Consider the following 25,185-nt stretch of genomic DNA (forward strand, 5'->3'; position numbering starts at 1 on the left):
GTCGGTCGACTGGCCGACGAGGCGGCCGGGCATCAGACGGGTGAGCTTGTCGGAGACGGCGCAATAGGCTGCGTGCGGGCCGCCAAAGCCCATCGGCACGCCGAAGCGCTGCATCGGACCGACGGCGATGTCGGCACCGAGCTTGGCCGGCGCATCCGTCAACGTAAGCGCGAGCGGGTCGGCGATGAAGACGACCAGAGCGCCAGCGGCGCGGGCCTTCTCGATCGCCGCCTTGTGGTCGCCATAGACGCCGAAAGTGTCCGGCCAGGAGACGAGCAGGGCGGCGGTGTTGTCGTCGATGGTCTCGCCGTCGACCTCGGTGCCGAGCGGTTCGGCGCGGGTGCGCACGACATCGAGCGTCTGCGGATGCGGCGTGCCGGCAAGCGCCACCTTGGTGCGCTTGTCGCGGTGATGGCGCAGTGCAATGCCGACCGCTTCGGCAACGGCGGTGGCCTCGTCGAGCAGCGATGCCGACGCCACCGGCAGGCCGGTCAGCTCGGCAACCAGGGTCTGGAAATTGAACAGCATCTCCAGCCGGCCCTGACTGATCTCGGCTTGGTAAGGCGTGTAGGCCGTGTACCAGGCCGGGTTCTCGAACATGTTGCGCTGGATGACCGGCGGCACATGGACGCCGTGATAACCGGCGCCGATGAAGCTCTTCAGCACCGTGTTCTTCACCATCATCGCCGACAATTCGGCCAGTGCTTCGGCCTCGCTGGCCGGAGTGGGCAGGTTGAGCGGCAGGTCGAGGCGGATCGATCTCGGCACGGCCTGGCTGATCAGCGTTTCGACGGACGGAACGCCGATGGTGGCGAGCATGGCCCTGACATCGTTGACACTGGGGCCGATGTGACGGGCCGAGAAAGGAATGGGTGCTGCGGTCATTTCAAAGATCCTGGTATCAGCCGATATGGGCTTTGTAGGCGGCCTCGTCCATGAGGCTGTCGAGTTGGCTTGCGTTGGAAAGCTTCATCTTCCAGAGCCAGCCGTCGCCGGTCGCCGCCGAATTGACCAACGAAGGATCCGACGACAGTGCTGTGTTGGCTTCGGTGATCTCGCCGTCGACCGGCGCGTAGACGTCAGAGGCCGCCTTGACGGATTCGACGACTACTGCAGTGTCGCCCTTCGCGAGCTTGCGGCCGATTTCCGGCAGTTCGACGAAGACGAGATCGCCGAGCTGCTCCTGCGCATAGTCGGTGATGCCGACGGTGGCGACGCCGCCTTCGACGCGCAGCCATTCATGATCCTCGGTGAAATAGGTATTTGCCATCGGAATATCATCCTTTGCGGTAGCGATGTGGCGTGAAGGGCAGCGAAGTGACGTCGATCGGGACCCTGGTCCCGCGGACTTCGGCGAACAGTCTGTTGCCGGGCTTGGCCAGCGCATTGTCGACATAGCCCATGGCGACCGGGTGGCCCGTCGACGGCCCGAAGCCGCCCGAGGTCACGTGACCGGCCGCATTGCCATCGGCATCGACAAGCGCGGCGCCGGCGCGCACCGGCTGACGACCATCGGGCTTCAGGCCAACGCGCTTCTGAGACGGCCCACGCTCGAGGATCGAGCGCAGCGCGTCGGCGCCGATGAACTGACCGGAAGCGCGGAGCTCCTTAGGGATCGCCCACATCAAAGCGGCGCTCGCCGGATCGATCTCGGGTGTCAGATCCTGGCCATGCAGGCAGAGCCCGGCCTCGAGCCGCAGGCTGTCGCGGGCGGCAAGGCCGATCCATTGCACGCGCTCATCCTGCAGCAGCTTGCCGACGAGATCGCGGGCATCCGCTTCCGGCAGCCCGATCTCGAATCCATCCTCGCCGGTGTAGCCGGAGCGGCTCATGAACCAGTTTTGCCGGGGCTCGACACCATGCATGAACAGCAGCGAGCCCGTTTCGATACCGGCTCGCGAAAGGGCCGCCCAGGCATCCGGGCCCTGAATCGCCAGGAAGACGCGGTCGAGCGGCTCGACCTTGGCATCGAAATCCGCGGCCAACGCACGCAGATGCCTTTCGTCCTCGGCCGCATTGCCGGCGTTGGCCACCACCATGAATCGGCTATCGCCAAGACGCGTGACGATCAAGTCGTCGATGACGCCGGCGGCCTCGTTGAGGAAGAAGGTATATTTGGATTGGGCAATCTCCAGCGCGCCGGCGTCGAGCGGGCAGGCGCGGTTGAGTAGGGCGGCGGCGCCCGGGCCGCCGACCTCGAACAGCTTCATATGCGAGATGTCGAACAGGCCGGCATGCTCGCGCGTGTGGAGGTGCTCCTTCATCACGCCCGCCGGATAGGTCAGCGGCATCGACCAGCCGGCAAAAGCGCCGAAACGCGCGCCCGCGGCGCTATGCAAATCCTCGAGGGGTAGATGTTTAGTGTCTTCGCCGGTCATGTCTTCTCCAGAGTCGCACGCAATCGACCGCCATTGGCGGTCCAGTCCGTGCCCCTCTGTCTGAAGCCTGAGAGACTCGCGCCCCGTAACTCTGTCGGCAGCGCTTACACCTTCGGCGCGGGAAGATTCCCGACTTTCCAGAGTTGTCTTTCCCGTCCACGGTTCTTTTGCCTGAGAGATTTCGGGCGATTTCCCCTTCGGCGACAGCTTGCGCTGTTCTCTCCCGCAAACAGGTAGGACTCAGTCACCTGAGCCCTCGACGCGCCATCCATAGCCCGTCGGCGACACCTTGTCACCTCCCAGCGACATATCTCTCGGCAGCCGACGCCGATGACAACACCCGATCTGGTCTGAACGGCGGCCCAGCAAGGCGGCCTAGTCGCCCGAGGCCATCGTCTTGCAAAGGATGATGTTGGAATGGCCGATTGTCGCCGTGAGGCTTTTCTCAATCGCGTTGAACTCGGCTGACGCAAGATCGTGCTCGGCCTGCAGGCGAAGCGCCATCAAATACCGGCATACCAGTCGTAGCCATTGTCTTCCCAATAGCCGCCGCGACCGCCGCCGACATTGGCGAAGCCGTCGACCAGCTCGATCTTGTAGAGATATTTCGGCATCTTGTAGCCGAGCTGGCGCTCGACCCGCACCCGCAGCGGCGCGCCGTTCTCGACCGGCAGCGGCTTGCCGTTCAAGCCGTAGGCCAGGATCGTTTGCGGATGGCGGGCATCGATCAGGTCGATGCTGCCGTAATATTTGATGTCGCCAGACACGCTTTGCTCGATCGTGTCGAGGCAATGGAACATGACGTAGCGCGCCTGCGGCTTGACGATGGCCTGATCGAGCACCAGCGACAAAGGTGTGCCGGTCCATTTGGCGATGCAGCTCCAGCCTTCAACGCAGTCGTGGCGGGTGATCTGGGTGCGGCTCGGCATGTTGTGCAACTGCTCGCGGGTGAGCGACAGCGGTTTTTCGACGAGGCCGGTCACCTCCAGGCGCCAGTCGGCGAAATTGTTGGCGAGAAGACCCTTATAGGTGTCGTCGTCAGGCGCGGTGACGCCGTTCGGCCGCTGCGGCTGGCGGATGTCGGCCTCGCTGAATTCCGGTGCCAGCGCGTACCGGCCGGCAAGCAGGCGCTGCGCGCGGTATGTCAGCCCGTTGGCGTTTTCGAGGAAGCTGCGCAGCCCGCTGCCGACGCCCAGACCGCTGTCGAAGGCATCGCAGCCGGACAGCGCGATGCCTGACAGACCGAGGCTGGCGGAGGTCAAGAACTTCCGGCGGCTAGTCTGGAATTTTGCCATGTCAGGCGCTCCTCTCGGTTGCCTGGTCGTGCTTTGCGGGCGGGTCGGTGCGGTACCAGCCGGTGATGATCGAGCGCAGCTCGTTGATCGGGCCGGCAGCCACGATCATCAGCATATGGACGACGAAGAAGAGCACGAGCAGCACCATGACAATGAAGTGGATGGTGCGAGCCGTCTGCCGGCCGCCCAGGATTTCATTGAGCCAGGGAAGCACCGAGTTCATGCTCGGCGACATCGCAAGCCCGGTGATGATCATCAGCGGCAACAGCACGAAGAGCACGCCGCCATAGGCCATTTTCTGCAGCGTGTTGTATTCGCGCGCATGGTGGAATTTCAGCCTCGCATGGTCGACGATGTCGCGCGGCAGCTTGCGCAAGTCATCCAGGCGAGGGGCAAGATCGCGGCGGATATGGCCGTTGATCAGGCTCGCGATCAGCCAAAGGAGCAGGGTTGCGCTCAGCACCCAGGCGAAGAAGAAATGCACGACGCGGGCCGTGCCGAGGTCGTAGTAGGACGGGATCGTCGCCCAGGACGGAAAGGCGCGCGGCGTTTCCTGTCCGGGAGGGCCGGACCAGCCGAGCACGCCGGTGGTGTCGAAGCGATGCCCGAAGATTTTGGCAAAGCCGCGCGGTCCGCCGTCTGTGTTTTCGGCGCCGATCTCGAGGATCGTATTGTTGTATTGGAAGCCCGATTCCTTGCCGATGTAGAGTTGCGGGCGCGCGTTGAAGATCTGCAGGCCCGAAAGCAGCATGAAGAACAGCGAGAACGCCCAGAGCCAATGGGTCAGGCGCGTCCAGCCCGATTGCCGGTAAATCAGCGTCGGGTCCTTCGGCGTGGATGCTTCTACCTCGGTGGAGGGTTCGCTTCTGGCGACGGTCTCCATATCTGGATGTCCTCCCGGCTCGCTCGTCTGCGGCCTCTCAGAGCCTTGTTCTCCTCCCAATACGTCTCCGGCCCAAGCGTTGTTTCATCCGATCACGGATTTATTATGGACTGCCCAGGCTGACCGCGAGATTGACCGCGGCGGCGACGATCACCGTGTTGAAGAAAAAGCTCAGGATCGAATGGACGAGCACGACCTGGCGCATGCGCGAGGTCGTTATCCCAGTGTCGGCGGTTTGCGCAGTCATGCCGATGACGGTCGCGAAATACAGGAAATCCCAGCCTTCCGGGCGTTTGCCGCCGGGAAAATCGAGGCCGCCGACCGGATTCTTCTTCCTGGTTTTCTCGTCGATCTCGTCGCCGTCCATCCAGTAGACATGCGCATAATGCAGCGCCGCCATGGCATGGATTGTGAACCAGCCAAGCGGGATCGACAGCATCGCGAACAGAACCTCCAGCGGATGCGCGGCAGCCTTTTGGTTGATGAGCTGAAACAGCGAGCCGATGGCGAGGCCGACGACCAGGAGCGTGACCGCAAAAATCAGCAGCACGGGCAGGTCCGTGGCACGCGCGTTCTTGCTCAGGTAACGGCCGGTGAGCCTCGGCATCGCGACCAGCACCAGAAGAATGTAAGCGGCGAAGAAGAGATTGGCGCCGATGGAGTAGGGCAGCGGCGCCCCCAGCATCAGGGCGAGAAGCAGCGCGACGATGCCAATGGCCGCAGCCAAAGCGAACTGCACGTGCCGGTGGATCGGCGTGTTGAGGGATATGTCGTCGCCCATGGCCGGTTCTCAAAGGGCTTCGGGTCAGTCGGGTTTGGCGGATTTGAGCGCTCGCCGCAAGATGCGGTCGAGCTCGCCGAGAAAGTTTGACCTGTCCTTCGCCGTGAAGGCGGCGTTGAAGCCGCGGCTTTCGCCGGTCTCGCGCAGATGCTGCTTCAAATCCCGCATCGCCACCGCCATGCCGATGGTCTCGGGCGTGAAGGGACGGCCCGTAGGTCCCAGCACATGCGCGCCGAGCGCCACCGTGCGCGCGGCAAGCGGGATATCGGCCGTCACCACGACATCGTTGGGTTTGGCGTTCTCGACGATCCAGTCGTCCGCAGCGTCCGCGCCCTTGGAGACTACGACATTGCGGATCATCGGATCGCGCGACGGGCGCAGGCCGCCATTGGAGACATAGGTAACCACGACGCCGTGCCGCTCCGCCACCTTCTCGACCTCGGCCTTCACCGGACAGGCATCGGCATCGACATAGATGATGGGTGCTGGCATCGTCTCTCCAAATGTGCAAAGGGCCGGCGTTGGCCGGCCCTTTACCAGAAATCCCGCAATCGTCAGGCCGCCAAGGCTCCCGACTTCTTCGCCGTCCAGGTGGCGATGTAGTCCATCAGGGCGGGGTTGAGGCAGTCATAGGGTTCGAGCCCGATCGACTTCAGCTGGCCGCGGATGCCGTCCATGCGGCTCGGGTCGACGCCGGCTTCGATGATGGAGGAGACAAAGGCGGCAAAGCCCGGCGGCGACCAGCCGTCCTCCTCGAAGCGCTCGGGATGGATGAAGGACAGACCCTTGAAGGGATGGTCGCGCTCGACCGGGCCGTACATGTGCACGCCGCAACTGGTGCAGGCATGGCGCTGGATCAGCGCTGCCGGGTCGACCACCTTCAGCTTGTCGCCATTCTCGGTAACAGTGACGTCGCCGGTGCCGGCAACGGCCACGACCGAGAACACCGCGCCCTCCGGCTTCCAGCATTTGGTGCAGCCGCAGGCATGGTTGTGGGCGATCTGGCCCTTGACCTTCACCTTCACCGGATTGCTGGTGCAGAGACAGACCAGCGTCCCGCCGGAAAAGGCAGCACTTTCCTTCGGCAGCCCGTTGTCGATCTTCGGATGCAATTTTTCCGCCATTCGTCCTTCCTCCCATGTTGAGCCGCAAAGGTTGCGGGCTCCAGCCCACGACCGATGCGGCATTGCTTCAGTAAACCACGACGCTGCGGATCGACTTGCCCTCATGCATGAGGGCAAAACCCTTGTTGATGTCGTCGAGCGTCAGCGTATGGGTGATCATCGGATCGATCTGGATCTTGCCCTCCATGTACCAGTCGACGATCTTCGGCACGTCGGTGCGGCCGCGCGCGCCGCCAAAGGCGGTGCCCATCCAGGTGCGGCCGGTGACCAGTTGGAAGGGCCGCGTCGCAATCTCCTGGCCGGCGCCGGCAACGCCAATGATGACCGACTTGCCCCAGCCGCGATGCGAGGCCTCGAGCGCCTGGCGCATCACCTTGGTGTTGCCGGTGCAGTCGAAGGTGTAGTCGGCGCCGCCGATCTGGTCGGCGCCGCGCTTGGTCAGGTTGACTAGGTAAGGCACGATGTCGCCGTCGATCTCCTGCGGATTGACAAAATGCGTCATGCCGAACTTCTCGCCCCAGGCCTTCTTGTCGTTGTTCAAGTCGACGCCGATGATCATGTCGGCGCCGGCCAGGCGAAGGCCCTGGATGACGTTGAGGCCAATGCCGCCGAGGCCGAAGACGACCGCGGTGGCGCCCTGCTCGACCTTGGCCGTGTTGATGACGGCGCCGATGCCGGTGGTCACGCCGCAGCCGATATAGCAGATCTTGTCGAAGGGGGCGTCGGGATTGACCTTGGCGACCGCGATCTCCGGCAGCACGGTGAAGTTGGAGAAGGTCGAGCAGCCCATATAGTGGAACAGCTTCTCGCCGCCGACCGAAAAGCGCGAGGTGCCGTCGGGCATCAGGCCTTGGCCCTGCGTGGCGCGGATGGCGGTGCACAGATTGGTCTTGCGCGACAGGCAGGACGGGCACTGCCGGCATTCGGGCGTGTAGAGCGGGATGACATGGTCGCCCTTCCTGACCGAGGTGACGCCCTTGCCGACATCGACGACGATGCCGGCGCCCTCATGGCCGAGGATCGCCGGAAAGATGCCTTCCGGATCGGCGCCCGAGAGCGTGAACTCGTCGGTGTGGCAGATGCCGGTCGCCTTGACCTCGATCAGCACCTCGCCTTCGCGCGGCCCCTCAAGGTCTACCTCCATGATCTCCAGCGGCTTTCCGGCACCAACGGCAACTGCGGCACGCGTTTTCATGAGGCATTCCTCCCAAGGCAATCTTAAAAGTCTCAGCTTTATGGCAGGCCGCCGAGCCTGCCCGGCGAGGCGAATACCGCCTGCCATTTTCTTGCGCTCGCCACCACCTTACCGGGTTCGAAGGTGGCGGCCAACGTCTGTTGCGACGTTTTTCGACGCCGTTTCTGCAAAAGCATCGAGTGCCGAAGGGCAGGGGTTGGAGACACTTGAGGCGCGTCGGGATTGTCCATAGAACTGGACCGCTTCGCCGGAGGAACGACATCCGAATGTTCAAGAAGATCCTGATCGCCAATCGCGGCGAGATCGCCTGCCGCGTGATCAAGACGGCGCGCAAGATGGGGATCGCCACGGTCGCGGTTTATTCGGACGCCGATCGCGACGCCGTGCATGTCGAAATGGCCGACGAGGCTGTGCATATCGGCCCGTCGCCGGCCGCGCAGAGCTATCTAGTGCCTGAGAAGATCATCGCCGCCTGCAAGGAAACCGGCGCCGAAGCGGTGCACCCGGGTTATGGCTTCCTGTCGGAACGCGCCTCTTTCTGCGAAGCGCTGGAAAAGGAAGGCATCATCTTCATCGGACCGAAGCCCAAGGCGATCCGCGCAATGGGCGACAAGATCGAATCGAAGAAGTTCGCCAGCCAGGCCAAGGTTTCGACCGTGCCCGGCTGGCTGGGCGTCATCGAAAATGCCGACCACGCCGACAGGATTGCCGGCGAGATCGGCTATCCGGTGATGATCAAGGCCTCGGCCGGCGGCGGCGGCAAGGGCATGCGCATCGCCAGGAGCAGCGCGGAAGTGCGCGACGGCTTCGAGCGCGCGCGTTCGGAAGCGAAAAGCTCCTTCGGCGATGACCGCGTCTTCATCGAGAAATTCGTCGTTGACCCGCGCCATATCGAGATCCAGGTGCTGGCCGACGCGCATGGCAATGCGCTCTATCTGGGTGAGCGCGAATGCTCGATCCAGCGCCGCAACCAGAAGGTGGTCGAGGAGGCGCCGTCGCCGTTCCTCGACGCCAAGACGCGCAAGGCCATGGGCGAGCAGGCTGTGGCGTTGGCGAAAGCCGTCGATTACCAGAGCGCCGGCACGGTCGAGTTCATCGTCGACAAGGACAGGAACTTCTATTTCCTTGAAATGAACACGCGATTACAGGTCGAGCATCCGGTGACGGAGCTCGTCACCGGCATCGATCTGGTCGAGCAGATGATCCGCATCGCCGCCGGCGAAAAGCTCGGCATCAGGCAAAACGAGGTGAAGCTGAACGGCTGGGCGGTGGAAAGCCGTCTCTATGCCGAGGACCCGTTCCGCAATTTCCTGCCCTCGATCGGCCGGCTGACGCGCTACCGGCCGCCGCAAGAGGGCATGTTCGGCGATGTGGTGATCCGCAACGACACCGGCGTTGCCGAAGGCGCCGAGATATCGATGTTCTACGACCCGATGGTTGCAAAGCTCTGCACCTGGGCGCCGACGCGGCTCGAGGCTATCGATGCCATGTCCGAAGCACTGGACGGTTTTGTCGTCGACGGCATAGAGCACAACATTCCGTTCCTCGCTGCGTTGATGCAGCATCCGCGCTGGCGCGAGGGGCGGCTTTCCACCGGCTTCATCGCCGAGGAGTATCCGGACGGTTTCGCGCCGGTCGAACCGAACGGTGAGGAGAGGGCGGTATTCGCCGCGATCGCCACCGCGATTGAGCTGCTGCGGCGGGACCGGCTCGACCGGCTCAGCGGCCGGTTGGCACCGCATTCGGGCCATCTCAAGCGCGACTGGGTGGTGAAGATCGGCGCGGACTATCTTTGCGCCGGCATCCTGGACGGCATGGTCTCGATCCCGATGGAGATCGATCTGTCGATCGATGGCAGCGAGCCGCTGACGGTCGCTTCCGACTGGCGGCCAGGGGACGCGATCTGGCGCGGCACGGTCGGCGGCAGCCGGATCGCGGCGCAAGTCCGGCCGGTGCTGAACGGCCTTTGTATCGCCTGGAAGGGCATGTCGGTGACGGCTCAAGCCATGCTGCCGCGGACGGCGGAGCTGGAAAGGCTGATGCCGGAAAAGCTGCCGCCGGATACCTCGAAAATGCTGCTTTGCCCGATGCCAGGACTGGTGGTGTCGATCGCCGTCGCCGAGGGCCAAGAAGTCAAGGCCGGCGAGACGCTGGCCGTGGTCGAGGCGATGAAGATGGAGAATGTGCTGCGCGCGGAGCGCGACCTCACCGTGGCGAAGCTAAACGCCAAACCGGGCGACAGCTTGGCGGTCGACGCTGTGATCATGGAGTTCGCCTGAGCACAGGGCGACAGTGGCCGCAAGCTTGTGGTTCGCGATCGATTGTACTGGACTGGCATCGCGGCGTCCGGGACAATACATCTGCACGGATGAGTCCTTGAGATAGCGCGAAAAAATATGGCGGATGAACGACTTCCACGCGACCCTTTGCAGCGCGAAGCTCTCGTGAAGGCCACGCAGCCGGAGACGCCTGCACGGAGATTCATCCATCTGCGCGTGCATTCAGCCTATTCGCTGCTCGAGGGCGCCCTGCAGCTCGGCGCCATCGTCGGCCACGCGGTCAAGGATGAAGCGCCGGCGATCGCAGTGACCGACACCAACAATCTGTTCGGCGCGCTCGAATTCGCCCAGAAAGCGGTCAAGGACGGCGTCCAGCCGATCATCGGCTGCCAGGTCGACCTCGTCTTTTCCGGCGAAACGAGCGACGCCCAACGCGACCGCCGCCGGCACGGTCCCGAGACGTCGCCGATCGTGCTGATCGCCGCCAGCGAGGCCGGCTATGCCAATCTGGTCCGGCTGATCAGCAAGGTTTATCTGGAAACGCCGCCCGGCGAGCCGGTGCACATGACCAGCGCCATGCTGGAGAGCCATTGCGATGGCCTGCTATGCCTGACCGGCGGCCCGCGCGGCCCGATCGGCAGCGCGCTGAAGGCGGACCGCCGCGACCTTGCCGAACAGCGACTGCTGTTCCTCAAAGAGCTTTTCGGCGACCGTCTCTATGTCGAGTTGGAACGGGTCGCCGGCTATGACCGCATGGTCGAAAAGTCGACGCTCGACCTTGCCTATACCCACGAACTGCCGCTGGTCGCGACGAACGAGGCCTTCTTCTCCAAGCGTGAAGACTATGAGGCGCATGACGCGCTGATTGCGATCGCCGAAGGCTCAGTGGTGGCCGCCGACAATCGCCGGCGGCTTTCGCCCGACAATTTCCTGCGCGGCCAGGCCGAGATGGCGCGGCTGTTCTCCGACCTGCCGGAAGCGATCGACAACACGGTCGAGATCGCTATGCGCTGCTCCTATTATCCGAAGAACCGCAGCCCGATCCTGCCGCGTTTCACCGGCGCCGACTCCGCCGACAAGGACGCCGCCGAGAAGGCGGAAGCCGCCGAGCTCGCGCGCCAGGCGCGCGAGGGCCTGGAGGCGCGGCTTGCCGCGCACGGACCGACGCCCGGCTACACGGTCGAGCAATATCGCGAGCGGCTCGAATTCGAGCTCGGCATCATCGAGAAGATGAAGTTCCCGGGCTACTTCCTGATCGTTGCCGACTTCATCAAATGGGCGAAGGCGCAAGGCATCCCGGTCGGACCGGGGCGCGGTTCGGGCGCCGGCTCGCTTGTCGCCTATTCGACCACCATCACCGACATCGACCCACTGCGCTTCTCGCTGCTGTTCGAGCGCTTCCTCAACCCGGACCGCGTCTCGATGCCGGACTTCGACATCGACTTTTGCCAGGACCGGCGCGAGGAGGTCATCCGCTACGTCCAGCAGAAATACGGCCGCGACCAGGTCGGGCAGATCATCACCTTTGGTACGCTTCAGGCGCGCGCCGTGCTGCGCGACGTCGGCCGCGTGCTGCAGATGCCCTATGGCCAGGTCGACAAGCTCTCCAAGATGGTGCCGCAGAACCCGGCCAACCCGGTCAAGCTGGCGGACGCCATCGCCAACGAGCCGCGCTTCGCCGAGGAGGCGGAAAAGGAGCCGATCGTGCAGACGCTGCTCGACACCGCGCAGAAGCTCGAGGGCCTCTACCGCCATGCCTCGACGCATGCCGCCGGCATCGTCATCGGCGACCGGCCGTTGTCGGAATTGGTGCCGATGTACCGCGATCCGCGCTCGGACATGCCGGTCACCCAGTTCAACATGAAATATGTCGAGCAGGCCGGGCTGGTAAAATTCGACTTCCTCGGCCTGAAGACGCTGACGGTGCTGGAAACGGCGGTGAAACTGATCCGGCGGCGCGGTGTGGATATCGATCTTGCCCGCATCCCGCTCGACGACCCCGAGACTTACGCCATGCTGTCGCGCGGCGAGGTGGTCGGCGTGTTCCAGGTTGAAAGCGCGGGCATGCGCAAGGCGCTGATCGGCATGCGGCCGGACTGCATCGAGGACATCATCGCGCTGGTCGCGCTCTATCGCCCAGGCCCGATGGAGAACATCCCGACCTACAATGCCAGAAAGCATGGCGAGGAGGAGATGGCCTCGATCCACCCCAAGATCGACCACCTTGTGAAGGAAACTCAAGGCGTCATCGTTTACCAGGAACAGGTGATGCAGATCGCGCAGGAGCTTGCCGGCTATTCGCTCGGCGAAGCCGATCTTCTGCGCCGCGCCATGGGCAAGAAGATCCGCGCCGAGATGGACAAGCAGCGCGAGCGCTTCGTCACCGGCGCCGTCGAGCGCGGCGTCGGCAAAGCGCAGGCCGATTTCATCTTCGATCTGCTGGCGAAATTCGCCGACTACGGGTTCAACAAGTCGCACGCCGCGGCTTATGCGGTCGTTTCCTACCAGACCGCCTACCTCAAGGCGCACTATCCGGTCGAGTTCCTGGCGGCGTCGATGACGCTCGACATGAGCAACACCGACAAACTGGCGGATTTCCGCCAGGACGCGCTGCGCCTCGGCATCGAGGTGGTGGCGCCGTCGGTGATGACCAGCTTCCGACCGTTCGAGGTCGGCGAGAACAAGATCTTCTACTCGCTGGCGGCGCTCAAGGGCGTCGGCGACGCGGCGGTCGAGCACATTGTCGAGAAGCGCGGTGAGAGGCCGTTCAAGAGCCTTGCCGATTTCTGCGAGCGCGTGGATCCGAAGATCGTCGGCAAGCGCGTCTTCGAAAGCCTGATCATGGCGGGGGCCTTGGACTGCTTCGGGCACGACCGCGCCGTGATGATGGCCGGCGTGGAGCGGATGATGGGGCTCGCATCGCTGGCGCAGCAGAACGCCATCTCGGGCCAGACGGATATTTTCGGCGCCTCGCTCGGCGCGCAATCGCAGGCGCTCAACCTGCCGGCGGCCGAGCCATGGCTTGCCGCCGACCGGCTGCACCGCGAGTTCCAGGTGGTCGGCTTCTATCTCTCGGCGCACCCGCTCGACGAATACAAGGCCGCGCTGCAGAAGATGCGGGTGCAGAACTGGGCGGAATTCTCCGCCGCGGTCAAACGCGGCGCCGCGGCCGGCCGGCTCGCCGGCACCGTCACCACGAAGCAAGAGCGCAAGACCCGCACCGGCAACAAGATGGGCGTCGTGCAGTTTTCCGACACCACCGGCCAGTACGAGGCGGTGCTGTTCTCCGAAGGCCTGGCGCAGTATCGCGACATGCTGGAGCCCGGCCGTTCGGTGGTGATCACCGTCTCGGCCGAAGACCGGCCGGAGGGCATCAATCTGCGCATCCAAACGGTGCAGTCGCTGGAGGACGAAGCAAGCCGCATCCAAAAGGCGCTGCGCATCTTCGTGCGCGATGCTCAGCCGATCAACGTCCTTGCCAACCAGCTTGCCGTGAAGGGCGAGGGTCAGGTGAGCTTCGTGCTGATCAAGGAAGCCGGCCAGGGCGAGGTGGAGATCGAACTCCCCAACCGCTATCGCATCTCGCCGCAGGTCGCGTCGGCCATGCGCGCGGTGCCGGGTGTCGTCGAAGTGGAACTGGTGTAAGCGTTCCAACGACTTGTTTTCGCGCAACTCCGAACAGAAACCGGGTAGCGCTTTCCTTGAATGCTTTGGCGCGAGGCGTGGCCACCAGTTCAAGCCCCGCCGCGATCACCCGTACTGGCCAAACCACGTCATTCGCTCAACGACGTATGGTTCTGTATATCTTTGCCTAACTTGTTCTTGCTAATGATGGCGTGAGCGGCAAACCAAGCTGACAATCTGGCACTCAAAAGTCGCCCGGCAAGAATCGTAACCCTCGTAGAGTTTTGTGTTCCGGTAACCAGGTAACCAAAAATAAAGTACTTGGCTTATGATGATGCAGGGCGTGGGGAGACGATCTTGGCACTGAAGCTGGTTATCCAGATTCCCTGTTACAATGAGGCAGCGAGTCTTGGGGCCACCGTTACCGCAATACCGCGCAAGATCGAGGGGATAGATAGCGTCGACATTCTTGTGATCGATGATGGTAGCACCGATGGGACTGCCGACGTTGCGAGAAGCCTCAATGTGGATCACGTGGTTAGCCATCGCCGCAATCGCGGCTTGGCGGCTGCGTTCCAGACGGGGATAGACGCCAGCCTTCGCGCGGGAGCCGATATCATTGTCAATACGGACGCCGACAACCAATACAACGCGTCGGACATAGAGCTGCTTGTCGGGCCTATTCTGCGTGGCGAAGCTGACATCGTCATTGGCGACCGCCAAGTGCGTACAAATTTCCATTTCTCGTCAGGCAAGCAGATCCTGCAGCGCGTCGGGACCCGCGTCGTTCGTCATTTGGCGGGGATAGACGTTCCCGATGCAGTCAGCGGATTTCGCGCAATAAGTCGCGATGCCGCAATGCAGATCAACATTGTGTCGCGCTTTTCCTATACAACGGAAATGCTGATCCTCGCTGGCAAGAGGCGATTGGCGGTGGCGTCGGTTCCCATTCGAACCAATGCGCCCATGCGGCGGTCTCGTTTATTTAAAAGCATACCTCATTTTATTTTCAATACCGGCATCACAATTGTACGCTCCTATGCCCTTTACAATCCACTTAACGCGTTTCTGCTCATCGGTGGCGTAATTTGTTTCGCTGGCTCGTTGCCGATACTCCGTTTTCTGTGGTTGTCTTTGGTAGGAGACAATAGGGGCCACATTCAATCGCTGGTCCTTGGCGGCGTGTTGATCATCGTAGGTTTTATCACTTTGCTTTTCGCACTTCTCGCCGACCTAATTGGGCGCAATCGGCAAATGCTCGAGATGACGCTTTTCAAGCTACGGAAAATCGAAGAGCAGATGGATCGGGTCGAATAATGACGAGTTTGGCCGGATTCTTCGATGCGAGGTCTGAAGCTCCTGTCAGGGTCGGTCGATGGACAATTCTTATTCTGTTCGGCGCTATCGCAGTACTGGAATTGACAACGGCGCTCTTTCGGGAAGTTAACTGGGACGAATTCCATTTCCTATCACTGATTTTCGAATACAAGCGGGCTTCGCTTAGTCTTGCCTTGCAAACGTTTCACGTCCATCTATTTTCGTGGCTGACATTGCTGCCCACCGACGAGATAGGCACGATCGTCATTGCGCGCTGCCTGATGTGGCTTCTTCACCTGGCCACGCTCTGGTTCCTCTTCAAAACGGCCGAGAACCTCGTTTCCATTCGCGGGGCTTTATGGGCGACGGTGCTTTACGCCACACTGGGTTTTGTGATGCGGAACGCGACGAGCTTCCGTGCCGACCCGATCATCACGACACTTCTGATGGGTGCACTATTCGGGCTGACGCGCGACCGCCTTCCGCTCAGGCTGCTTATCCTTTCTGCGCTGGCGGTGACGGTTGCGGGCCTGATCTCGATAAAATCGGTCTTTTATGTCCCGGCCATAACAATGGTCGCGACCCTGCAACTGGCACGCACCCACGATAAGGTATTGCTCCGGAATATGGCCGTCGCACTCGTGATTGCCGCCACGGCGTTCGTCGGCCTGTTTCTTTGTCACTCGGCAAGCTTGGCGCAGGCCGTATCTCAGGCCGGGAATACGCTGACCTCCGTTTACAACAAGCAGCTGGTTCATAGCAGCCTCTTCTACGGGGCGAGATTTCTGGCGTATTCGCTGGCGGTGAACGCGCTGCAATGGTCGGTGATCTGCGTCGGAATGGGCCTGGCTGTAGCTCGGACAATCAACAATAGCGGCGCGGAGAGGCTCCGCGCATTAACTATACTTAGCTTCGCCTCGCCGTTGTTATGCATTGCCTTCTATCGAAACAGCTTTCCCTACTTCCATGTGTTCATGATGGCACCCGTGGCGGTGGTCGGGGCGTTGGCCGCAGATAAGCTCTCTTCCCTGTCAAAAATTTCGGGGGCAATCCCCGTGATATTCGTCGCCCTGGCGGTTGGGCATGCGATTCCAGAATTTCAGCGAGACCAATCGGCTCAGCGATCACTGATTTCCGCCGTGCATCAGATCTTTCCGAACCCGGTACCTTATATCGCTCAAACGGGCATGGTTGCATCCTATCCCCACGCAGGATTTTTGATGAGCACCTGGGGAATCGAAGAGTATCGCGATCGAGGAGAACCGGTGCTTCTGCATGCGATCGAGAAAGAAAGACCGCCCTTCGTCATCGTCTCGGGCCCGGCGCTTTCGGCTGCGTTGGAACCCGGCACTGTATCGATCGATGCGGGCGAAGGATTGCTCCCTGCCGACATAGAGGCTCTGAAAGAGAACTATGTGCGCCATTGGGGTCCAATCTGGATCGCGGGAAAGCAGCTACCCGCCACAGGCGGGGTTGAAGCCACATTCGCGGTTCACATTCCTGGACCCTACACTATGACGGCCGATGCACCGGTTGAAATTGACCGGCGATCGATCCTGCCGGGCGATGTTGTCGAGTTAACTGAGGGAACGCATAGCTTTCGGGGCGGACTTGCCACGTTGCGCCATGGGCGAAACCCGCCTGTTCCCGCGCGCGCGCCGCCAACGACGATCTTCACCGGGTTCTAGTTGAGGGCCTGCCAGTTTGCGCGTGCTGATTTCCACATCCACTTTTCCTCGCTTTCATGGCGACAACGTCACCCCCTTTATGTCCGATCTGGTTTTCGCGCTCGCGGCCAGGGGAATAGAACTGGACGTGTTGGCCCCCCATTCGCCCGGCAGCAAGACGGTCGAGGATCTGGGCAACGGTGTCACCGTTCATCGGTTTCGCTATGCTTGGCCTGAAAAGCTGGAAAACGTCTTCTATGGCGCAGGAGCGCTCGAAAATATCAAGTCGAAGCCATCAAAAGCGATAAAGCTGCCACTCATCGTGGTCGCGCAAGCTGCTGCTACCTATCAGCTAGCCAAGTCGCGTCGCCATCATCTGATCCATGCACATTGGGTGGTCCCGCAAGGAATCACTGCCTTGCCTTCCTGTCTCGGTCGAACGGCTCTCGTCGTGAGTGCGCATGGCAGTGACGTTCTCGGTTTGCAGGGACGTCTGCCGATGTGGGCGAAACAGCTTGCCGCGCGGCACGCATCATTCCTGACGGCCAACTCTGCCGCGACGGCGGCTGCGCTACGCAGGTTGGGCGCAAACCCCGATCGGGTCGAGATCGTTCCGATCGGAGCATCTTCTCGAACTCGTGAGGAAACGGCCCCGTCTTGGGAGTGTGGATTCGCCGACCAAGCAAACCCTCTCTTGCTGTTCGTCGGAAGGCTAATTGACTGCAAGGGAGCGGAGGATGCAGTCGCCGCTCTCGCATTGCTGCAAAGCCGTCTGCCAGGCGCACGACTCGTTGTCGTGGGCGATGGGCCGGACCGGCAAACCCTCGAGGCGAAGGCCGCGTCTCTCGAGGTGCGCGACCGCATACTGTTTACGGGTTGGCTGCAGCCGGAAAAGGTTAGCCAGTGGATGCGCAGAAGCGATGTTCTGGTCATTCCCTCTCGCCGTGCGGCAGATGGCACAATGGAAGCGCAGGGCGTCGTGCCGCTCGAAGCGATGCTCCACGACCTGCCCGTGATTGCGTCGCGATGCGGTGGTCTCGTCGACATCATTCGCCATGAGGAGACAGGGCTTCTGGTCGCCGAGCGATCTCCGGGAGAAATCGCCGAGGCGGTGGAGAGAATGGTTACAAATAAACGCTTTGCAATCGGCCTCGCCGCTAGTGCCAAGGAATGGGTTCTGTCCGAGGGCACGATCGCCAAGACCGCTGAACGATTCCACGAAATCTATCACCGAGTTTTATCGGCCGAGAGACGAACCCATCGATGCTTCACAAATTGCCGGTCGAAAGAAGGGCGTCCAAAATTATGTCGTTGAAGAAATGGGCGAAGAAGAGTTGGTTTGCGGGGCCGCTCGTTCGAGAGGTATATTTTGCCTTGGCCGCGCTGAAATTTCGAAATTCTGCTGACTATTGGGAAAGGCGCTACAGGGATGGCGGCACGTCGGGTGCCGGTTCAGCCAACCGTCTCGCGCGGTTTAAGGCCGATTTTCTCAATCGCTTTGTAGCAAGTCACGAAATTCAGTCGGTAGTTGAGTTCGGCTGCGGCGACGGGATACAACTGGCCCTTGCAGAATATCCAAAATACTTAGGGCTCGACAATGCACCTTCGGCGGTCGCCCAGTGTCGAAAGCGGTTCGCGAATGATCCGACCAAACAATTCGAGCTTGTCCACAACTACCCGGGTGGTCAGCACGATCTCGCGCTGTCATTGGACGTGGTATATCACCTGGTGGAAGACACCGTATTTGATACGTATATGCGGGACCTGTTCTCTTCTTCAGAGCGGTTTGTCATTGTGTATTCAAGCAATTCAGCTGAATCGACCCCGGAACCGCACGTAAAGCATCGCATGTTTACGAAGTGGATCGAGGTCAATCGACCGGATTGGAAGCTTTGTTCGGTGACTCCGAACGCTTATCCGCTTGATCCGCGCGATCCCGACAATACCTCTTTTGCCGATTTCTACGTATACAGCCGGAATTAATCAGATAGGGATCTCAATCGCCTTGTCCCTACAAGAATGACCGCCAGCAAGAGCAAACCCAGCACTACGGCAATTCGGTTGGTTCCAGCAATCAGGAAACCTGCGACAGAATCGATATCGGCAAGCGGCGAGAGTAATGCCGTGATCGCCTCCGTGATCCCCAAGCCTGCCGGAACGAGAGAGGTTAGTGTTCCGATTATGGAAGCTATCGAAAAGGTTGAAGCCTGATTGAAGCCGAGGCCGATCCCGAGCGCGCTTGCCGCGAGGCAAAGCCGAAAGGCCTCGAGGATCAAGCCAGCGAGCTTTATGGCCAACGCCGAAACAACTAGTCTCCAACCGGATCGGAGGCGAACCAGGAAGACAATGCTGGCGCCCGTGCACAGCAATCCGACAGTGGCAAAACCTGCACCGATTTTCATGTGGCCGAGCGCAAGAAGGAATAGGCCCGAATAGCCAAACGCTGCCCCAAACCACAACGCCATGAAAAAAAGAATCAGGCTGCCTCCAAAGCGCAGTCCGACTCCGTGTGCCCGTAGCGCCGCAGCGCGCGACAAAAGGCCAGCCGGCAAAAACAGCATATTGGCGGCACTTGAAAAGACGCCGATTTCGAATGCGTTTGCCCAAGCCATGTTCTTCTTTGCCATTGCTGCCATGATCTGGAGCTCGAGCGCATTCAGCGCCGCCGTGGCCGGCACTGCGACCATGACAAGGAAGACAAAGGGGATTGCGTTAAGCCGTTCAAATAGGCCAGGCATGCTTTGGATAGCCAAGAGCAGGCCGCCAGCAAAAATCGAAATCGCCACTATGAGCCCAAGATTGCGAATGGACGCACGGTGGGAATGTCCCCAGTTAAAAACCTGGTCGCCCAGGACGGTTAGGCGGGACACCACAAATCTTGCTTTAGCAGAATTCAAACGCCGTCGCCCCGTACTGCCACAATATGATGGCTACGCGAATGATCCGATGGCGATCTATCAGGGATTCGGGTCACCTGATAACCAGCTTCTGTCAGCGATTTCATCGCCCGTTTCACTTCCTCGGGCGCGAAATCATGCATCTCGCAGATCACGACCGGATGTGTTCGCAAAGTTTTCACGGCCCCCTGCAGGGCGTCTGCCTCGCCTCCTTCGATATCTATCTTTATTACATCAGGGCGTGGATAGCCTTCAGCTATGAGGCTGTCGATGCACCTAACTTGCACGCTGACGGGAGCGACGGCATTCTCCCCGGGACCGACCAGCTTCCCCGACATTGCGCCACCCCTGAGGTCGAACACCCTCTCTTCGTCGGCAGCACCAATCGCGAATTCGTGCAGCGATAGGTTGGGGATCCCGTTTTCCAGTGTCCGGCGGAAATACTTAAGGTTGATCTCACCCGGCTCGAACGCAAGCACTCGTCCCGTTGGGCCCACAATCTTCGACGCGATCAGCGAATGCAACCCGACATTGGCGCCAATGTCATAGAAAATGGCCCCTGGTTTTAGATAGCGGTGGAGCAGGGCGGTGACTTCTGGCTCGTGATTTTTTGGGTTGGTTGCATTCCAGTGTAGCATCGGGTTGAAGAAGAGGTCATAGCCGTTTGGCAGTTTGACCTGATCGATGCTCCCCTTGGACGCCCGCTGCAAAATCTTGCCCAATCCAAGCCTATCCAGCAAAAAGCGCCTGCCGGCATGGGGAACTATATTGCCAAGAACGTTCACTAGATGAAATGCATGCTTCATAGTATTCATCGAGGCCCTCCGGAGAACTCGTTCACGCCCGTTCAGACTGGAAAATTGCGGACAGCGAGGCAGTGGCGCTGTCAAATTAAACGGCATTGCCTTTTTTTTAGTGAAGCCGACAAAAGGCGCCTTGCTCATCGCAAGGAGGGATGAGAGCGGGTGCCGCCATGCCAATGAACGGCTGGCTGAAGGCGATTTGGCCCGGGCTAGGCAGCAATGGCGTAGTTGGCGGTGTTATGCGCTCCACCCGTGCTGATGAAATGCCCCATGGGCCCGGTGTCGACGCCAGCCAGCGTGTCGGATCGCAGGCAACCCAACCGGGCGTCTGACCACACAGCTAGGAGGTCGCGACTTCGGCAGGCTGAGGCGCCTTGCGCTGCAGGTTGAGCAGATTGCCGGTCAGGATCAGCAAGGCGCCGCCGGCGGTGAAGACATCGATCTGCTCGTTGTAAAGCAGCCATCCGATGAGCGCAGACAGCGGCACGCGCAGGAAGTCCATCGGCGAAATGACGGTCGCATCGGCGTGGCTGAGCGCGCGGGCCATGCAGAAATGGGAGGACATGCCGGTGAAGGCGACCACCGATATCGACGGCCACAGTTCGACTGCCGGGTTGCGCCAGACATAGAGCGCCGGGACGAGGCCGACCACGGACTGAATGATCAGCATCCAGAAGATGATGCGCACGACGCTGTCGGTTCGCGTCAGCGACTTGACCATGACCACCGAGACGCCGAAGCACATTGCGGCTCCCAGCACGACGAGTTGCCCGGGATCGACCGAGCCGACGCCGGGACGCACGATGATCACCACGCCGATCAGCCCCAGCACGATTGCCGTCAGCCTGGGCCGCGACAGCCTTTCGCCGAGAAAGCTCACCGCCAGGATCGCCGTCCAGATCGGGGTCGTGAACTCGATCGAGATCAGCACGGCAAGGGGAATCAAGGTCAGCGCATAGAGCCAGGCGGCCTGGCCGGCATAATGGACGACGTTGCGGGCAATGTGGGCGAGCGGGCGCTGGGTGCGCATCGCCCTAAAGCCGCCGGCCGTCAGCACCAGCGGCAGCAGGATGAAGAAGCCGATCACCGAGCGCAACTCCAGCACCTGGAAGACATTGAGCGCGGCCGTCGCGGTGCGGCCGGCGACCGACATCGCCAGGAACGAGGCGATCGACAGCGCCATCCAGAGCGCGGCCTTGGTGATCGAGGGAGCGGGTGCCATTGGCGCTATGTCGCAAGACCGTCGTTGTGCCGCAATCGGTAGTCGCGGCATTCGACTGGGCCAGACGGCCGCATTCCGGCTCAGCTTCCGGCGAGCGACAGTGCGCGGGCACGCTCGCGCAGCAGCTCAAGCAACTGGTTGCGACGCGGCTCCGGCGTATCGACCGGCAGCACAAAGCAAAGCGTCGTGTTGATGGCGCCGTGGCTGTCGCGGATGGGAGCCGCCATGCACCAGGTGAAGCGGTCGGCGAGCGCCGAGGTCTCGCTGAAGCCCTGCCGGCGAGCCAGGTCGACATCGGCGAAGAATTCGTCGGGAGCAATGACCCGGCCGTCGGGGAGTTCGTAGTCGGCGGCAGGAATGAAATCCTTGAGTTCCCTCTCCTGCATATGGCCGACCAGCAGCCGCCCCGACGCCGTCCACGGGATCGGCACCTCGACGCCGACATCGCTCGAGATGCGGAAAGGGCCGGGAGAATCCCGGCAATCGAGAACGACATACTTGTTGCCGCGCAGACCACAGAGCTGAACGGTCTCGCCGGTCTCGGCCGCCATCCTGTCCAGCGTTTCAAGTATCCGGCGATAGTGTGCGTTGTGATGCGAGTACGCCCATCCGAACAAGTGCATCGCCCGGCCGAAATAGACGTAGCCCTCGGACCCGACATTTTCGAGCATCTCGGCTTCGAGCAGGCTGTTGACGATCTCATAGGTCGTCGAACGGGGTGCGTTGATCATCTTTGCGATGTCGCCGATGCGCATCGGCGCGCGATGCTTCAGCAGGGCCTCGAGCAGCATGATGACGCGGTCGATGCCGCGGCGGCGCTCGCCGGGCTGCGGTTGTGCCCCGGCGCCTGCCTCGATCAAACCAGTTGCGCCTTCGCTCATGCCAGCCGCCCAAAAATCATTTTCGGCTCTCGTCTCAAGACGCTTGAAAGATGTCAAGGCTCAGTCTAGCATCCCGTTTGTCCGATATACAGACATGTTGTCTGGAATATCGGACAAACTAACGAGCCGGGCAGAAGAAGTCCAGACGACGAACAAGCGGTTTCCGCGACGCGGCGACCGCGGTGTTTCGCCGTCCCGACTCCGCGCGTCCGGACAAGAGCTACAGAAGGGGAACCGTCATGAAGAAGTCATCGTTTTTCGCATCCGCCAGCGCCTTTTGCCTCGGTCTCGTCCTGGCCGTCGGTGTCGGCTCGCAGGCCGATGCGGCCGCGAAGTGCATCAAGGGCGACCGCAAGGCGCCGTATACGATCGGCTGGGCCAACATCTATTCCGTGCCGACCTGGATGAAGCAGACCCAGGGCACGATCGAAGCCGAGGTCGAGGCGCTCAAGAAGCAGGGGCTGGTCGACAAGCTGGTCGTGACCGACGCCCAGGGCGACGCCAATGTGCAGATCCAGCAGATCCAGTCGATGATCGATTCCAATGTCGACGCCATCATTCTGATCGCCGGTTCCTCGACCGCTCCGGCGCGCGTGATCGCGGATGCCTGCGCCAAGGGCATCGCGATCATCAACTTCGACAGCCTGGTCGATACCGACCAGGTGACGGCCAAGGTCAACACGGATTCCTCGCAGTGGGGCGACCAGGCTGCGAAGTTCCTGATCGACGCCATCGGCGGCAAGGGCAAGATCCTCATCCTCAACGGCCCGGCCGGCGTTTCGGTCAGCGACGACCGCCGCAAGGGCGCCGATGCCGAGCTCAAGGCCCATCCCGACGTGAAAATCCTCGCCGAGACCAACACGCCGTACAATGTCGCGCCGGCCCAGGAAGCCGTCACCAGCCTGCTGTTCGCCAATCCCGAGATCGACGGCATCCTGTCGCTCGGCGGCGCGCTCTCGGCCGGTGCGGTGCTCGCGCTCGACAAGCAGGGCCGCGACCAGGTGCCGATCACCGGCGAGAATGCGCGCCAGTTCCTCGAGCTGTGGAAGGAAAAGGGCCTGAAGAGCTGGGCGACCATGCAGCCGAACTGGCTCGGCGCCTTTGCCACCTACACCGCGGTCCAGGCGCTGGAGGGCAACGACGTGCCGGCCTTCGTCAAGATTCCGCTGCCGGTCATCGACAATTCCAACATCGATCAATACCTCGCCCGGGCGAAAGATTTCCCGGCTGACGGTTACATCTATTCGCCCTACGATGAGGAGCTGTTCAAGAAGCTGCTGGCGCAGAAGTAGGCCGGAAGGGTCGCAGCATTGACCATGGCTCCGTTCCTTGCCGCGCGGGGGGTGTCGAAGGCGTTCTTCGGCAACCCCGTCCTGCGCGACGTCTCCATCGCTCTCCAGCCGGGCCGCGTGCATGCGCTGCTCGGCGAGAACGGCGCCGGAAAGTCGACCTTGATCAACCTCCTGTCGGGCGCCTTGCGCCCGGACAGCGGGACCATCGAGGTCGATGGGCGTGCCGTGGCACGCATGACGCCAGCGCTCGCGCGGCAGGCCGGCATCGCCGTCGTGCAGCAAGAGCTCAGCCTGACGGCCAGCCTTTCGATAGCCGAGAATATCGGCATCGGCGCCTATCCCAAGCGCTTCGGGCTGGTCGATTACACGGAGCTTGCCGCGCGGGCGAAGGCGGCATGCAAACTTGTCGGCCTCGACGAGCCGTTGTCGACACCGGTTGGGAATCTATCTCTCGGGCGACGGCAGATGGTGGAGATCGCCAAGGCTCTCTATCGCCGGCCGCGCGTGCTCATCCTCGACGAGCCGACCTCGTCGCTCTCGGCGGCGGAAACGAAAATCCTCACCGCCCTGTTGGGACGGTTGCGTGGAGAAGGCGTCGCCATTCTCTACATCTCGCACCGGCTCAACGAGGTGATGGCGCTCTGCCAGCATGTGACCGTGCTGAAGGACGGCACCTGCACGGCCGACCGGTCGCTGGAGGGAACCGACGCGACTGGATTGGTGCGCCTGATGGTCGGCCGCGACCCCGGCGATCTCTTTCCGAAATGGCAGCCGTCGGTATCGCCCGGCGCCGCCATCTCGGTCCGCGGCTTCTCGGCCGGCCTGATGCACGACGTCGACCTCGACATCGGGACCGGCGAGGTGCTGGGCATAGGCGGCCTGGTCGGTCAGGGGCAGGAGGATCTGCTGCTCGGTCTTTATGGGGCCATCCCGGCGAGGACGGTTTCGGCGACGGTAAACGGCGTGTCGGGCCTGCCGGGCAATGTGCCGAAAGCCAACGCGCTGGGGCTCGCCTATGTGCCAGCCGACCGTAAGCGCGAGGGCCTCCACCTTATTCATCCGATCATCACCAACATGATGTTGCCTTCCCTCGCGAGGCTTCCGTCGTTGAAGCTGCGCAGCCGCAAGGCTGAACGCCAGAAGGGAAGGGATCTCGCCGCCCAGCTTTCCATCAAGGGCGACCTGCAGCGTCCGGCGCAGGCCTTGTCGGGCGGTAATCAGCAGAAGGTCGCGCTGGCGAAGTGGATGCCGCACGATCCGCTGGTGCTGCTGCTCAACGATCCGACGCGTGGCGTCGATGTCGAGACCAAGCGCGAAATCTATCTGATGCTTCGCGCCTTCGCCGCCGCTGGCAAGGCGGTCGTGCTGCTCAGTTCCGATACGCCGGAACTGGTGCATCTATGCGACCGCGTCGCGGTGGTTCGTGAAGGCCGCGTCGTCAGCATGATCGAGCGTGCCGCGCTGAGCGAGGAAGCCATCGTGTCGGCGGCAATGGGTGCAGAGAGGCGGAAGGTGGCGGCATGAGCATCATTCCGTACGCGAGAGCC

The 25,185-nt window shown here is 61.8% G+C and carries 21 protein-coding genes, 1 pseudogene and 1 riboswitch; of the genes and pseudogenes, 8 read left to right on the plus strand and 14 right to left on the minus strand.

Translation table 11 applies throughout. The annotated features are described in order from the left end of the window. From EOA32_RS12295 to EOA32_RS12335, 10 genes and pseudogenes are all read right to left on the minus strand, one after another. Window positions 1-885: pseudogene (locus EOA32_RS12295) on the minus strand (glycine dehydrogenase (aminomethyl-transferring)); the annotation flags it as partial. 16 nt (window positions 886-901) lie between these two features. Next, window positions 902-1,270: a glycine cleavage system protein GcvH gene (gene gcvH / locus EOA32_RS12300; RefSeq protein ID WP_067000208.1), complete on the minus strand. Its 369-nt coding sequence runs from the start codon at window positions 1,268-1,270 to the stop codon at window positions 902-904. 7 nt (window positions 1,271-1,277) lie between these two features. Continuing rightward, a complete protein-coding gene (gene gcvT / locus EOA32_RS12305) occupies window positions 1,278-2,378 on the minus strand; it encodes a glycine cleavage system aminomethyltransferase GcvT (protein WP_128371902.1) in 1,101 nt (366 codons plus the stop codon). A 149-nt stretch (window positions 2,379-2,527) separates the two neighbouring features. Further along, a riboswitch (glycine riboswitch) is annotated at window positions 2,528-2,614 on the minus strand. A gap of 139 nt (window positions 2,615-2,753) precedes the next feature. Further along, complete coding sequence (locus EOA32_RS40565; RefSeq protein WP_259979720.1) at window positions 2,754-2,882, minus strand: hypothetical protein; 129 nt, start codon at window positions 2,880-2,882, stop codon at window positions 2,754-2,756. After that, window positions 2,882-3,673, minus strand: a complete 792-nt coding sequence (locus EOA32_RS12310; RefSeq protein WP_128371903.1) for a molybdopterin-binding protein — start codon at window positions 3,671-3,673, stop codon at window positions 2,882-2,884. The genes EOA32_RS40565 and EOA32_RS12310 overlap by 1 nt, the downstream gene beginning before the upstream one ends. Window position 3,674: 1 nt before the next feature. Next, complete coding sequence (locus EOA32_RS12315) at window positions 3,675-4,556, minus strand: cytochrome b/b6 domain-containing protein (protein ID WP_095780689.1); 882 nt, start codon at window positions 4,554-4,556, stop codon at window positions 3,675-3,677. Between the two features lie 103 nt (window positions 4,557-4,659). After that, window positions 4,660-5,337: a DUF1345 domain-containing protein gene (locus tag EOA32_RS12320; RefSeq protein ID WP_128371904.1), complete on the minus strand. Its 678-nt coding sequence runs from the start codon at window positions 5,335-5,337 to the stop codon at window positions 4,660-4,662. A gap of 24 nt (window positions 5,338-5,361) precedes the next feature. Next, complete coding sequence (locus EOA32_RS12325) at window positions 5,362-5,829, minus strand: YaiI/YqxD family protein (protein WP_128371905.1); 468 nt, start codon at window positions 5,827-5,829, stop codon at window positions 5,362-5,364. A gap of 62 nt (window positions 5,830-5,891) precedes the next feature. Then, on the minus strand, window positions 5,892-6,461 hold the full coding sequence (gfa, locus tag EOA32_RS12330; RefSeq protein ID WP_095779248.1) for an S-(hydroxymethyl)glutathione synthase: 570 nt from the start codon (window positions 6,459-6,461) through the stop codon (window positions 5,892-5,894). A gap of 67 nt (window positions 6,462-6,528) precedes the next feature. Then, window positions 6,529-7,656 (minus strand): S-(hydroxymethyl)glutathione dehydrogenase/class III alcohol dehydrogenase, encoded by a 1,128-nt coding sequence (locus EOA32_RS12335; protein WP_128371906.1) that lies wholly within the window; start codon window positions 7,654-7,656, stop codon window positions 6,529-6,531. Window positions 7,657-7,922: 266 nt separating this feature from the next. On the opposite strand from EOA32_RS12335, the gene EOA32_RS12340 reads away from it, so the two are divergent. From EOA32_RS12340 to EOA32_RS12365, 6 genes are all read left to right on the plus strand, one after another. Continuing rightward, a complete protein-coding gene (locus EOA32_RS12340) occupies window positions 7,923-9,935 on the plus strand; it encodes an acetyl/propionyl/methylcrotonyl-CoA carboxylase subunit alpha (RefSeq protein ID WP_128371907.1) in 2,013 nt (670 codons plus the stop codon). Between the two features lie 117 nt (window positions 9,936-10,052). After that, complete coding sequence (gene dnaE, locus EOA32_RS12345; RefSeq protein ID WP_128371908.1) at window positions 10,053-13,580, plus strand: DNA polymerase III subunit alpha; 3,528 nt, start codon at window positions 10,053-10,055, stop codon at window positions 13,578-13,580. A 336-nt stretch (window positions 13,581-13,916) separates the two neighbouring features. Continuing rightward, window positions 13,917-14,876: a glycosyltransferase family 2 protein gene (locus tag EOA32_RS12350; protein WP_245418583.1), complete on the plus strand. Its 960-nt coding sequence runs from the start codon at window positions 13,917-13,919 to the stop codon at window positions 14,874-14,876. Then, window positions 14,876-16,564 (plus strand): hypothetical protein, encoded by a 1,689-nt coding sequence (locus tag EOA32_RS12355; RefSeq protein ID WP_128371909.1) that lies wholly within the window; start codon window positions 14,876-14,878, stop codon window positions 16,562-16,564. Before EOA32_RS12350 ends, EOA32_RS12355 begins: the two co-directional genes overlap by 1 nt. Before the next feature lie 22 nt (window positions 16,565-16,586). Then, window positions 16,587-17,858: a glycosyltransferase gene (locus tag EOA32_RS12360; protein ID WP_245499253.1), complete on the plus strand. Its 1,272-nt coding sequence runs from the start codon at window positions 16,587-16,589 to the stop codon at window positions 17,856-17,858. Beyond that, window positions 17,849-18,526, plus strand: coding sequence for a class I SAM-dependent methyltransferase (locus tag EOA32_RS12365; protein ID WP_210214829.1), 678 nt, complete (start codon window positions 17,849-17,851; stop codon window positions 18,524-18,526). The genes EOA32_RS12360 and EOA32_RS12365 overlap by 10 nt, the downstream gene beginning before the upstream one ends. Here EOA32_RS12365 and EOA32_RS12370 read toward each other — a convergent pair. The 4 genes from EOA32_RS12370 to EOA32_RS12385 all read right to left on the minus strand — a co-directional run bounded on the left by EOA32_RS12370 (window position 18,523) and on the right by EOA32_RS12385 (window position 22,346). Further along, window positions 18,523-19,440, minus strand: coding sequence for a hypothetical protein (locus EOA32_RS12370; protein ID WP_128371911.1), 918 nt, complete (start codon window positions 19,438-19,440; stop codon window positions 18,523-18,525). The two genes, EOA32_RS12365 and EOA32_RS12370, sit on opposite strands and share 4 nt — an antisense overlap. Beyond that, entirely contained in the window at window positions 19,437-20,255 is an 819-nt protein-coding gene (locus EOA32_RS12375) for an FkbM family methyltransferase (protein WP_189407107.1), read from the minus strand. The genes EOA32_RS12370 and EOA32_RS12375 overlap by 4 nt, the downstream gene beginning before the upstream one ends. Before the next feature lie 328 nt (window positions 20,256-20,583). Then, a complete protein-coding gene (locus EOA32_RS12380; protein WP_128371913.1) occupies window positions 20,584-21,465 on the minus strand; it encodes a DMT family transporter in 882 nt (293 codons plus the stop codon). An 80-nt stretch (window positions 21,466-21,545) separates the two neighbouring features. After that, on the minus strand, window positions 21,546-22,346 hold the full coding sequence (locus tag EOA32_RS12385) for an IclR family transcriptional regulator (protein ID WP_128371914.1): 801 nt from the start codon (window positions 22,344-22,346) through the stop codon (window positions 21,546-21,548). A 239-nt stretch (window positions 22,347-22,585) separates the two neighbouring features. On the opposite strand from EOA32_RS12385, the gene EOA32_RS12390 reads away from it, so the two are divergent. Beyond that, entirely contained in the window at window positions 22,586-23,638 is a 1,053-nt protein-coding gene (locus EOA32_RS12390; protein ID WP_128371915.1) for an ABC transporter substrate-binding protein, read from the plus strand. 24 nt (window positions 23,639-23,662) lie between these two features. Continuing rightward, window positions 23,663-25,162 carry a sugar ABC transporter ATP-binding protein gene (locus EOA32_RS12395; protein WP_128371917.1) on the plus strand — a complete coding sequence of 500 codons (1,500 nt, stop codon included), beginning with the start codon at window positions 23,663-23,665 and terminating at the stop codon, window positions 25,160-25,162. Window positions 25,163-25,185: the final 23 nt, after the last annotated feature.

The sequence above is a fragment of the Mesorhizobium sp. M1A.F.Ca.ET.072.01.1.1 genome, from assembly GCF_004023325.1.
Lineage (GTDB): Bacteria > Pseudomonadota > Alphaproteobacteria > Rhizobiales > Rhizobiaceae > Mesorhizobium.